13 protein-coding genes are annotated in these 12,231 nt (G+C 44.5%); 11 read left to right on the top strand and 2 right to left on the bottom strand.

Annotated elements, in window-relative coordinates:
- Positions 1-7: 7 nt before the first annotated feature.
- Positions 8-1,078: an alpha/beta hydrolase gene (locus ACZ449_RS11985; RefSeq protein ID WP_464261230.1), complete on the bottom strand. Its 1,071-nt coding sequence runs from the start codon at positions 1,076-1,078 to the stop codon at positions 8-10.
- A gap of 421 nt (positions 1,079-1,499) precedes the next feature.
- Between ACZ449_RS11985 and ACZ449_RS11980 the strand changes: the two genes are divergently transcribed.
- From ACZ449_RS11980 to ACZ449_RS11955, 6 genes are all read left to right on the top strand, one after another.
- Positions 1,500-1,856, top strand: a complete 357-nt coding sequence (locus tag ACZ449_RS11980) for a MerR family transcriptional regulator (protein ID WP_464261229.1) — start codon at positions 1,500-1,502, stop codon at positions 1,854-1,856.
- Between the two features lie 58 nt (positions 1,857-1,914).
- A complete protein-coding gene (locus ACZ449_RS11975; RefSeq protein ID WP_464261228.1) occupies positions 1,915-2,454 on the top strand; it encodes a flavodoxin family protein in 540 nt (179 codons plus the stop codon).
- Between the two features lie 125 nt (positions 2,455-2,579).
- The gene (locus ACZ449_RS11970; RefSeq protein WP_464261227.1) at positions 2,580-3,764 is read left to right on the top strand and encodes an MFS transporter; all 1,185 of its coding nucleotides are present in this window, start codon (positions 2,580-2,582) and stop codon (positions 3,762-3,764) included.
- Positions 3,765-4,138: 374 nt separating this feature from the next.
- On the top strand, positions 4,139-5,236 hold the full coding sequence (locus tag ACZ449_RS11965) for a DUF362 domain-containing protein (RefSeq protein WP_464261226.1): 1,098 nt from the start codon (positions 4,139-4,141) through the stop codon (positions 5,234-5,236).
- Between the two features lie 240 nt (positions 5,237-5,476).
- A complete protein-coding gene (locus tag ACZ449_RS11960) occupies positions 5,477-6,433 on the top strand; it encodes a DUF362 domain-containing protein (RefSeq protein WP_464261225.1) in 957 nt (318 codons plus the stop codon).
- 4 nt (positions 6,434-6,437) lie between these two features.
- Positions 6,438-7,796 (top strand): 4Fe-4S binding protein, encoded by a 1,359-nt coding sequence (locus ACZ449_RS11955; protein ID WP_464261224.1) that lies wholly within the window; start codon positions 6,438-6,440, stop codon positions 7,794-7,796.
- An 87-nt stretch (positions 7,797-7,883) separates the two neighbouring features.
- Here ACZ449_RS11955 and ACZ449_RS11950 read toward each other — a convergent pair whose 3' ends face one another.
- Positions 7,884-9,122 (bottom strand): aldo/keto reductase, encoded by a 1,239-nt coding sequence (locus ACZ449_RS11950; protein ID WP_464261223.1) that lies wholly within the window; start codon positions 9,120-9,122, stop codon positions 7,884-7,886.
- 285 nt (positions 9,123-9,407) lie between these two features.
- Between ACZ449_RS11950 and ACZ449_RS11945 the strand changes: the two genes are divergently transcribed.
- The 5 genes from ACZ449_RS11945 to ACZ449_RS11925 all read left to right on the top strand — a co-directional run bounded on the left by ACZ449_RS11945 (position 9,408) and on the right by ACZ449_RS11925 (position 12,132).
- A complete protein-coding gene (locus ACZ449_RS11945) occupies positions 9,408-9,944 on the top strand; it encodes a cyclophilin-like fold protein (protein WP_464261222.1) in 537 nt (178 codons plus the stop codon).
- A gap of 267 nt (positions 9,945-10,211) precedes the next feature.
- Positions 10,212-10,430 (top strand): flavodoxin, encoded by a 219-nt coding sequence (locus ACZ449_RS11940; RefSeq protein WP_464261864.1) that lies wholly within the window; start codon positions 10,212-10,214, stop codon positions 10,428-10,430.
- Positions 10,431-10,522: 92 nt separating this feature from the next.
- Positions 10,523-10,705 carry a hypothetical protein gene (locus tag ACZ449_RS11935; protein WP_464261221.1) on the top strand — a complete coding sequence of 61 codons (183 nt, stop codon included), beginning with the start codon at positions 10,523-10,525 and terminating at the stop codon, positions 10,703-10,705.
- 20 nt (positions 10,706-10,725) lie between these two features.
- Positions 10,726-11,370 (top strand): flavodoxin, encoded by a 645-nt coding sequence (locus ACZ449_RS11930; protein WP_464261220.1) that lies wholly within the window; start codon positions 10,726-10,728, stop codon positions 11,368-11,370.
- A gap of 54 nt (positions 11,371-11,424) precedes the next feature.
- A complete protein-coding gene (locus ACZ449_RS11925) occupies positions 11,425-12,132 on the top strand; it encodes a DUF4405 domain-containing protein (RefSeq protein WP_464261863.1) in 708 nt (235 codons plus the stop codon).
- Positions 12,133-12,231: the final 99 nt, after the last annotated feature.

The raw sequence follows: 12,231 nt of genomic DNA, 5'->3' as shown, positions 1-12,231 counted from the left end.
ACGATCTCTATTTCAGATACTTGGAAAAGAAGGATGTGAGCTTGTCAAAGGGGATAAGATTCACCCGGTCGTACAGATCCACATGACCTGCGCCCGGAACAAGGTAGAGTTCCTTCGGTTCGGCCGCCAGCATGTAGGCGTCTTCGCTGAACTCTCTGGAATGAGCGTTCTCACCCGCGATGAAAAGCATGGGACGAGGAGAAATCGTCTCTATGTCTGCGAACGGGTAGAAATTCATGAACTTGACGTTGCTGGTCAGCGTCGAATGCGTCGTGCGTTCGGGTGACGACCCCTTGGGAGTGAATTCACCCCTTGGAGTGCGGTAGAAGTCGAAAAACTCACGCTGGATGGGGTGAGTGTCTTCCTGCAGCTCATGCACTGTCCCGCTGGTGTATTTGGTTTCACCACCCGTGAACTCCACATAGCGTTGCTCGGCTGCCTCTGCGATGATTTGTTTCCGTTGCTCAAGTGTCAGGGAATGTTTGAGCGCATTACGGTTGGCAGCGCCCATGTCGTACATGCTGACTGTCGCAATGGCTTTCATGCGCGGGTCGATCTTGGCGGCGTTGATGACAAAGCTTCCGCTGCCGCAAATTCCGATTGCACCAATCCGCTCCCTGTCAACAAACGGCCGGGTGCCCAGAAAATCCACCGCAGCACTGAAATCCTCGGCATAGATATCCGGCGAAACAGCGTTGCGAGGCTGCCCCGCACTCTCTCCCCAGAAAGACAAATCCAAGGACAAAGTAACGAATCCCTGTTCAGCCATTTTCGCGGCATACAGATTCGCACTTTGTTCTTTTACTGCGCCCATAGGATGACCGACAATGATCGCGGGATTTTTGGTGTTTTGATTCAAACCTTTGGGAATAAAAAGGTTCCCTACAACATTCATGTTGTATTGATTTTTAAACGCAACCTTCTGCATGGTTACCTTGTCGCTCTTGTAAAAGTTGTCTGCTCCATTGGACATGTCTGCCGCGGATGCAACGCCAACACCGGTTGTGGATACAAGCACGCCCAGTGCCATCGCTGTGAGCATTTGGAAGCCACGAGTAATAATAGATTTTTTTTTCATTGTAAACCCCTTCCAATGTTTTTTGTAATGTTATTTCGCTGTTCGCAGTTACAAATTTTACTGCATTCTTTATTCCTCCTCTCTAGACAAGTTAAGTCGATAACATGTCTAAGATCTTATTTTTGTTAACAGTATTTTTATCAACAATTAAAATGTATCATCTGGTGTTAACACCAAGTCAATAGGCTTTGTAAAATTTTTTTTTGATGCCCCCAATTTTAAAGGGGAGTATCAATTGCTGTCACTCAAAAAACTTGACTTTGTGTTAACACCAGGTGTTAGACTAAAAGTCAAGAAGACAATCGGAGGAGATAAGATGCATTTTAAAAGGATATATTAAGGTAAATAAAAAACACTTGACTTGGAGTTAAGGCAAGGTGATAGCCTTACAGTATAAAAGGGAAAAGAAGGAGTAAATCAAATGGTAATTTCAGAGGTCAGTGAAAAATACGGTATGACACAGGACACATTGCGCTATTACGAACGAGTTGGTTTACTCCCGCCGGTTCCGCGTAAACCAAATGGGATTCGCGACTATGACGATTACAGCTGTGGATGGATTGAATTCATTCACTGTATGCGAAATGCGGGTGTTCCGGTAGAAGTCCTTGTTGAGTATGTCCAGCTTTATCAGCAGGGAAGTAAAACAAAAGAGGCAAGGAAGGAGCTTTTGCGGGAAGAATTAAAACGTTTAGATGATCGTATTGCAAATTTGCAAGCAACAAGAGAACGATTGGCTTGCAAAATTGAAAACTACGATGATCTTGTGAAGTCCTGATGAAAATAAAAGGAAAAGCATTTGTTTAAAAAACATGGTAAGGAGACGAAATGATAAAATGAAAAATGTAGTAATTATTTCTACCAGCCCACGCAAGGGCGGAAATTCTGAAATATTGGCCGATGAGTTCAAAAAAGGTGCCATCGAAACTGGAAATAGCGTAGAAAAAGTCTGCTTGTTTGACAAAAAGATTGATTTTTGTAAAGGCTGTCTTACTTGTCAGACGACGAAGAGCTGCATAATAAAAGATGATGCAAACGCGATTGTGGGAAAAATGCTTCATGCCGATGTGCTGGTATTCGCTACGCCTATATATTTTTACGAAATGTGCGGCCAGATGAAAACCCTGTTGGACCGTTCTAATCCGCTTTTTCCTGCGAAATATTCCTTTCGTGACATCTATTTGCTAGCGACGTCAGCTGATGGAGATCCAGTTTCTATGGATGGTGCCGAGAAGGGATTACAGGGATGGATCGATTGCTTTGGAAAAGCTAAACTGTCCGGGGTAGTACGTGGCGTTGGTGCAGTTCAAGTGGGAGATATCCGTAACCTGCCATCTGTTCTGCAAGAAGCTTATGAAATGGGAAAATCAGTTTAATCAGTTAGGTATTTTGGTAAAAAACAAACCGGTTAAAGTGATCAACTATCACCTTAACCGGCTTTGTTTTTTTTAAGCATTGGTTAATCGATTTGGACAATTAATGAAAGTTTGAGGTATATTTTATGGTTAAAGGAAATAATCTGCTCATATTTATCTTGAGTTTGGGAGTTTTTGGCATTATAAATACGGAAATGGGAGTTATTGGAATATTGCCCTTGGTTGCTGACCAATTTCATGTCAGCATATCCCAAGCCGGCTTGCTGGTGAGCGTTTTTGCACTTGTTGTAGCCGTAGCTGGTCCAACTATGCCATTATTGTTTTCAGGTATAAATCGTAAGAAGGTAATGCTGCTTGTCCTTGGTGTTTTCATTTTGAGTAACATTGTCTCAATATTTGCATCAAACTTTACCATTGCATTAATTGCGCGTGTGGTTCCGGCCATTTTTCATCCAATTTATTGTTCATTGGCTTTTACAGTAGCTGCTGCGTCAGTTAGCAAGGAAGAAGCTCCAAAGGCCGTTTCTAAGGTAATTGTTGGAGTATCGGCAGGTATGGTACTTGGTGTACCAGTCAGCAGTTTTATTGCTAGCGCAACTTCGTTAGGAATGGCGATGTTATTTTTTGCTGTCGTGAATGCTATAGCATTCGTTGCTACATTCCTATTTGTACCATCTATGCCTGTTCAAGAAAGACTATCTTACGGAGCACAAGTAAGCGTTCTGAAAAAATCAATTACCTGGCTTTCCATTGCCGCTGTCATTTTAATGAATGGCGCTATATTTGGGGTTTTTAGTTACCTTGCGGAATATCTTCAAACCATTACGAAAACTTCTTGGAATACAACTAGTTTAATGTTACTAATATATGGTGCTGCAAATATTCTTGGAAGTGTCATCGCAGGGAAGTTACTTACTAAGAATGCCATCAAAGCCGTAGTGGCTTTTCCTTTCGCATTAGGAGCAGTATACGTCATATTATTCTCAATGGGACAGTTCACTGTGCCTATGGCTTTAATTACTTTGGTTTGGGGAATTTTAGGCGGTATCGGGGCTAATATTAATCAATATTGGATTACGTCTGCTGCTCCAGAGGCTCCTGATTTTGCTAATGGATTATTTTTAACAGCCGCTAACTTAGGTACAACAATTGGGGCAGCCGTATGTGGATTATTTATATCTGAATTAGGAACACAGTATGTCGTATTAGGGGGATTGTTATTTTCGATTTTAAGTGTATTAGCTATCTTGCCAAGAGTTTACATGTATAGTTCCCCAAGCAACTTTCTAGATGAGGAATTAGTAAAATAGAGTATTGTAGCTTGTTTTAACCGAAGAATTCATTGGCTTCGCGCATGCGTTATAGTATATCCACGTGAAACGGACAGCGAGGTTGGCATTGATTGCATACGGGCAGTCAATGGCGGTGCGCCTTTCATCGACATAGTGGATAAGCCCGATATCACTGTAACTGGGCTTCCCCCCAAAAAATGCTTGACTTGGTGTTAACTCCAAGTGCTAGACTGATGCTAACGATATCTGTGTAGCAGTATCTCGACTTGAGGGCGTGTCTAACCATCATTCAGGTGCTGAGTATAGCGCAGAAAATTTTGTAATATACTTGGAACTTTAACTGTCTCTAAGTTCTGGTTATGGAATATAACAAAAAGGAGTAGTGAGAAAAAATGGAAAAAGCTGATGATCAAAAAGAGGAAAAAACAAAAGAAATTTCGAGGCGAAATTTTCTGAAGTTTGCCGGCGGTACGGTGGCAGCGATGGCGGCAATTCCGACATTAAGCCAGCTGGTTGCGCATGCGGAAGGCGACTCCAACCGGGCGACTTGGGATGGATTACACGCAACTTCGCAGTATGACCCGAGCAAGCCGATTGTATACTTTACAAGGGACTTAAGCCCGGAAGGCGTACAAAAGATTTATGAAAAGATTAACCAGGGGATTGACGGCAGAGCCGGGATTAAACTGCATACCGGTGAGCCGCACGGGCCGAATCTACTACCTATTGAATACATCAAAAATTTGCAGAGGAAGATTCCGCGTAGCTCGATCGTCGAATGTAATGTGATGTATAAAAGTCCGCGCCGGGAAACGAAGACGCATCGCGAAACGATTAAGACCAATGGTTTTGACTTTTGCCCCGTCGATATCCTGGATGAGGACGGAGATGTTATGCTGCCGACTGGCGCACAAGAATTTCTTGATAAACAAATCGATAATTTCGGAGGAACATTTCCTTTTGAACCAGGAATCCATCTGCAGGAAATTGCGATAGGGAAAAATGTGCTCAAATATGATTCTATTTTGGTCTATACGCATTTTAAGGGTCATGCAATGGGCGGTTTTGGTGGTTCTTTAAAGAACATCGGTATCGGTTTTGCTTCAGGTAAGGTAGGCAAGAGAATGATTCACGGGGAAGGCTGGCCGCTAGGTAAAGGCTTCCTAGAGAGAATGGTGGAATCTGGTAAGGCCACTACAGAACATTTCAAAGGCCACATTGCGTATATCAACGTCTTGAAAAATATTTCTGTTGATTGTGACTGTGCTGGGGCTAGTGCCGCAAAACCGACTTGTGATGACATCGGTATTCTAGGTTCGACAGATATTCTGGCAGCCGACCAGGCTGGTATAGATCTGATTTACCAGATGCCGGCTGATCAGCGTCGTGATATTGCCGAACGTATTGAATCCCGTGGCGGCCTGCATCAGCTCGAATATATGAACACCCTGGGAATGGGTAGTCGGGAATATAATTTGGTAGAAATTTGATGTGTTTGGTATAGCATGTTTGTTAACTAATTTGTACAGGCATTAAAGCGGTTAATTTATTGAATTACAGTAGAATTTAATCCTATGTATGGAATTACTTGCGAAGGCAGCTGGGTTCTGGCTCGGCTGCCTATTTGTTATAATTTGCTTAATCAGGGTACTGAATATGAACTGTATGTAAAAAAGGATAAATAGGAAATAACAAGTATGCAGAGTACTGATAGAGAGGAATGATGAATTATGGACAGACGTCAATTTATCAGTGGGCTGGGTTATGGTTTGGTATCGTTAGGATTAACAGGATGTGGATTGAAACTTTCTGGGAAAAGCGATAATCCGCAAAACACTAATACCCAGAATACACCGAACAATCAAGCAATACCTGCTGCAGCAAGTGTATATGATCGTGGCAAGTTGATCATATCGGAAGGAACTGACCCGAATGCATTAATCGAGAAAGGTTTCGCTGCTCTTGGGGGAATAGGCGCCTTGGTCCGTAGCGGGGCGACTGTGGTAGTAAAGCCGAATTTCAGCGTCCCCAGAAAACCGGAAGAAGCTGCAACGACCAATCCTCAGCTAGTAGCCGCTGTCGTAAAACAGTGTTTGGCAGCGGGGGCCAAGGAAGTTAAAGTTATTGATTATCCTTTTCAGAGTCCGCCTGTATGTTTAACGAACAGCGGCATTAAGGAAGCAGTGGAATCTGTAGGTGGAAAAGCTTATGCCATCAATGCACAGAGTTTCTATACACAGGTTGATACGGGCGGTAAAATCCTGAAAACAATCTTATTTTCAAAAGATGTGTTAAATGCTGACGTATTTATTAACTTTCCCATTCTCAAGCATCACAATATGACAAAGGTGACTCTAGGTCTGAAAAATATGATGGGACTTGTATGGGATCGTGGCTACTTCCATAGGACAGACCTCATGCAATGTATTGCTGAACTTGCTGCATTCCGTAAACCCCATCTTACCATTGTCGACGCTACAAGAGGGATTACTGATAATGGACCTACGGGACCGGGGACCATTCGCGAATGGAATCAGGTAATCTTTGGTGCCGATCCTGTCGCCGTTGATGCTTACGCTGCGACATTGTTTGGGCTTAAACCGGCAGAAATCGAATATGTAACGGCAGCTGCGGAGTTGGGCGTGGGTGAGATGGACTTGCAAAAGCTTACAGTAGTGAAGGTATAATGCAATGAAATCTAAGAAAACACTATGGCTGCGATATGTGTTGCAATTTGTTTCGTTAGTATCGTTTGTATTGCTCATAGCCAACTTATCATACCCGCTGGGACAGGAAAATCTATTATTACAGTGGTTCTCGCGACTTGACCCCTGGCTTTTGTTGAGTCAACTTCGCTGGCAGCAGGAGGTTCCTTCCTGGATATGGTTGCCGCTATTGACGTTGGCATCAACCTTGCTTTGGGGGAGGATATTTTGCGGCTGGTTGTGTCCGTTTGGAGCTTTGTTGGCGCTGACAGATAAAATTGGCCGGACAGTTTTTAAAAAGCTGTCGCTGCCCAGAAGTAAAGTGCTGCATGCCGTACAGCCTGTGCGAGGATATTGGCTGCTTTTCTTGGTGATTGTTTTTGTCCTGGGCTCAAACTGGGTCTTCTTTTTAACTCCTTTTGTGTTGTTAAGCCATGAAACTGTGAGGAGTTTGCAGGGACAGTTTCCTTGGATGCTTATGGGAATAATGGCCGGTACCTTGTTTTTTTCCCGCTTCTGGTGCAGCGTGCTATGTCCTACCGGTGTTCTCTTGTCACTAGTAGCAAGGCCGAGGCTTTTTCGTTACCGGATTACGGGAAACTGTGTGCATTGTGAGAAATGTGCAGGAATCTGTTCAGTCGGTGCTGCACCATTGAATACCGGTGTTGCGAAGGAAGGGTGTTTAGCCTGCAGGGACTGTCAAAGGGCCTGCCCCACAAAGGCAATCGAATGGCGGCAGAGTTCTTGGCGCGGTAAGAATGGTCAATCTGTTTCTGCCAATGATGTTGCAGCAACAAAGCATCAAGAATCGCGGAGACAGTTCTTCAAAGCCGCTTTTGCCGTGGGGCTGGCTATTGCTTTTTTGAAAAAAAATGTTTGGGCGGCGGAAAAAGCTTTACGTCCTCCAGGAGCTCTGCCGGAACCCGAATTCACTGCCGTTTGCAACCGCTGCGGAAGGTGTGTTCAGGTATGTCCCAGCAAAGCGCTCTCGCCTATGCCTATTACTGATGGACTAGCAAATTTTGAAACACCTTATCTTATCCCGCGACGAAATCGCTGTGATTTATGCCTGGCCTGCCAGGAAGTATGCCCGACCGGAGCCATTAGAGAGGTGCCTCTAGAGAAAATCCGGATGGGTAAGGCGGTTATCGATAAGCCGCGTTGTATTGCCTGGAATGAGGGAAAAATGTGTTTTATTTGCGGCGAACAATGTCCTGTTTTGGCAATCAATGGGGATGGGCATCATCGACCTACTGTTTTAACCGACAAGTGTGTGGGATGCGGCTCATGCGAAAATGCGTGCCCGGTTGATGGCGAGGCCGCTATCCGCATTTTTCCTGATTAATCATCTTGTTCTTAAGCAAAAAGGCCTATACGGCAGGAATAACCTGCTGTATAGACCTTTGCACTTTAAACTAAAAAGTTGGTTTGTTCAGCGACCAAAGAAGGCATTGGCCTTGCGCATACGGTCGAGTATATCCACGTGGAACGGACAACGTGGTACACATGCGCCACAGTATGTGCAATCCCTGGCTGTTCGCCTCAACTTGAAATAGTGGTCTTTAGCAAGTCCATCGCCTGATTGAGCAAGATCAAGATATTTATTGACGGCAGCGATGTCGATTCCGTAAGGACATGGCTGACAGTGGTTGCAGTAAATGCAGACGCCGTTCATATCCTGATGCTGTGAACCAGCGATAAAGGAATAGTCGCGCTCCGCTGGCGAGGTTTTATAATAGGCGAGCACACTGTTGAGATCCTCCATATTGCGCACGCCGGGCAGACAGGAGACAACGGCTGGACGGTCCAGTGCGTACTGGATGCACTGCGGTACTGACATAGCACGTCCGAATGGCGAGGAACTGTCACTTAACAGGCGACCGCCGCCATAAGCCTTCATGACGGTGATGCCTGCGCCGCGTTTTTCTGCCTCCTGATAGAGCAGCCGCCGTTCTTCGGACAGCTTCAGCTTGCCATCAACCGGAACAAAGTCATAGGCCGGGTTGAGGCTGAACATAAAGATATCCATGAGGCCGGTTTCGAGAAAACGGCGGGAGATATCTACAGAATGCGAAGAAAAGCCAAGGTAACGAATGATTCCGTCCTGCTTAAGCTTCTGGGCGTAATCCAGGATGCCGCCCGACATCACCCTTTCAAAATCATCAGACTGGTCGACATAATGGATGAGCCCAATATCGCTATAATCTGTGCCAAAGACTTTCAACTGTTGCTCGAAGCCTTGCTGTACTTCTTTTAAATTGCGAGTCCTCGTGTAGGTTTGGCGAGGATAAGTGACACCGATATGCATCTGCGTCATTACCTTGTCGCGCCGGCCCTTTAGTGCTCGCCCAATAGCTTCCGCCGGCCCAAAGTTCGACATCACAGTGTCGAGCAGATTGATGCCTTGCTCGGAAGCATAAGCGATCATTTTTTCAATTTGAGCCGCAGACGACTCATGCAGAGCACTGGCACCAATACCGATGGTACTGATTTTTGCTCCGGCACGCAGAGTGCGATATTCAACCGTACTGGAGAACTCCGGCATATTTTTGTCGGCGGAGGATGTATTGTCTGGGGTAGCAGTCGATAAAGACGATTTAAAATTGCAGCCGCCAAGCATGAGACCTACAGCTCCGACTCCTATAGCTTTGATAAAATCACGACGTTCCATGATGATGCCTCCATTTCTTTCCTAAATAAATTTAGCATATCACTTGAAGTTAACTCGAGGTCAAGCATTTTTGGAAAAGAATTTAAAATGCCGCAACCATATATAATGGCTCCGGCGTTTTACTGGACAATCTAAAACATTTTTGTCATTAAAACAAAAAATGACTTGACTTTTAGTTAACTCAAAGTAGTAACCTGTGAATGTAAAAACAAATTCCAAGCTTGTGTGTATTTAAACGATCCCTGCAAGATTCTACTATTTGTTTTAGAAAGAGGTGTTATGTTAATGAAAAAATTTTTAAATGTATTCGTTGCCGTAATGGTAGGATTTGCTATCTCACTGGTAGGCTGTGGCCCAGAGACGGCAAAAGGCGGCTCCGGTACCGCACAACCCGATTTGGCCCAAGGCGGAACAGCATCATCGGGGCAGGAGGCAACTACTGAAACTGCTAAAGCGTCTCAAGTTACTAAGGTCAAGCTGACCTTTGATGACGGCGAAGCCGTTGCAGAACTGTACGACAATCCAACGAGCCGCGACCTTGTGTCCATGTTGCCGCTGACGTTGAGTTTCAAGGACTTCAACAGCACGGAAAAGATCGCTTATCCGCCGCGCAAGCTTTCTACGGAAAATGCACCGTTTGGGTTAGTTCCGGCAGAGGGTGATTTTGCTCTATTTGCTCCATGGGGAAATTTGGTGATTTACTATCATGACTTTCGTTATTCCAAGGAGTTGGTTCCGCTGGGACATTTTACGTCAGGAGTTGAGCAACTGGCAAAAATGAACCACGATGTTACTGTCAGGATCGAAGTTGTAAATCAATAAAGGGATTTTTTGATATGAGTAAAAAATTTTTGATTGTGTATTATTCCCATTCTTCAAACACATGCAAGTTGGCAAAGTTGCTGAGGAGACTGGCGGGACGATCTGTGAGCTAGTGCCGGAAAAGGCATATCCTGATGACTACAACACAATCGTGGAACAGGCGAAACAAGAAATCCAGGCGGGTTTCCGCCCCGAGCTTAAAACTAAGGTTAATGATCTTGCTTCTTATGCTACGGCTTCGTTGGCACACCGAACTGGTGTAGTACGATTGCTCCGCCGGTTGCCACTTTTCTGGAAAGCTACAATTTGTCCGGAAAGAAGGTTGCTCCGTTTTGCACCCACGGCGGAGGCGGCTCCGGTTATATCGAAGTTACAATCAAAAAACTCTGCCCTAATGCGGCGGTGCGGCCAATTCTTTCGGTATATGGCGGCACGGCAAAGGATTCACAAGTAGAGTCCGGGCTGAAAAAGATTGGCGTAAAATGAATTAATTATATTTGAGAAAGCCTCGAGTTGACTCAAGTTAATAAGTTTTATACATAGAAAACAAAATGGAATTTTGTATAGGTGAGGAAAAGATGATCGCTTTAGAAAAACTGTTCGGTGCTGTTATGATGGTGTTTGGCGTATTCAGCTTGTGTTTATGCTTGATCTATATCGCTGAGAGTAATTATGCGTCAGAGGCGGAATATGCCCAAATGGCTCAGGAAATTGTAGACCAGAGTGTTGATTCGACCATAGCAGGTAATTGCTTGAAATAGGTTTTGGAGGGAATGTAGAGATGAAAATAAAATATATTGTACTGGTCTTTGCAGTGCTTGCAGCAATTGTGTTTGCAACTGTGGGTATCCTGCAGAAACCGGATGCAGGGCCGGAGACTTCGAAGGCGACACTGCAGTCGGTAGCCGTGCCCTCACAAGAAGGTGAAAAAACGCCAAGTATTCCGAAGAAAAAGGCTTTGGTAGTTTATTTTTCTTATACAGGTAACACGCGTATTCTTGCTGAACAGATCCGCAAGAACGTCAGTGGTGATATCTTTGAGCTTCAGCCTGTGACGCCGTATTCTACAGACTATGCTACGGTGGAAAAGCAGGGAAAACAGGAAGTAGAATCAGGCTATAGACCGCCGCTTAAAGCAAAAGTAGAAAATATCGCATCTTATGATGTTATCTTTGTTGGTACGCCGATTTGGTGGTATACGATCGCTCCACCGGTAGCTACCTTTTTAGCTGAAGCTGATCTCGCCGGTAAGACAATTATTCCGTTTTGCACGCACGGCGGCTATGGGGCAGGCCACAGCCTGGAGGACGTCAAAAAGCTTGCGCCTAAAGCCCAGGTATTGGATGAACTCGTACTCAGAGGAAATAGCAAATATGAGCAACAAGAAATTTATGCATGGCTTAGTAAGGTGGGTTTTGGCGAATAACACAAAAAATTAATGGTGGCAGATTTTTATGACGATCATGGGGGATAAGCTTTGATGAGAAATATATTGAATATAGTAATGACGGTGCTGTTACTGTTGATCATGGATTACCGTTTTATAGGAAATTCCCTCCATGAAATTGGCGGGGTAGTCTTCGCTTTGCTGTTTATTTTCCATAATGTGTTGAATCGACGCTGGTATGATGTCTTTTTCAAGGGCAGGCAGAGTCTTAGACGTGTAGTCATGACGATTGTTAATCTAATTTTAGTGATTACGATGATCACGGTATTCGTTACCGGTGCGCTGATTTCGGCGACGGTATTTGCTCCGCTAGACATACGGAGCAGAAGTCTCTTTGTGCATGATCTGCACCAGGGGGCAGCCTTCGTGAGCTTTATCCTCATCGCAATCCACCTGGGGATGCATTGGGAAATACTGATGGCCAAACTAAAGAATTGGTTGCATATTGATACTTCCCGCCTAAGTTGGGTCATTACGAGCCGCATTGTATCCATTGTCGTCATTATTTATGGTATCTATGCATCCTTTGCGAATGATATTGGAGAGAAGCTTCTCATGCAGCGTGTTTTCATGGGTTGGGGCGAAGAGCCTTCCCTTTGGAGGTTCTTGCTGGACCATTTCGCCATTGTGGGCAGTTATGTCGGCATAACGCATTTTTTGTTCAGTTTGCTGCGAAGAGTAAAAAATGAAAATTTTACTACACAGAGAATGCTTCATAAAAAAGATACCAATCCTAATTGACTTTATGCGAATATTTACAGTCAGGTACTATGATAATTGAAAAATATGAATGTGGAATCGTAAAGGCAGATAAACATAAAAAAACCACGTCTTACATGT

This window comes from Desulfosporomusa polytropa (assembly GCF_055380075.1).
This window is presented reverse-complemented; position numbering and strand designations above follow the sequence as displayed.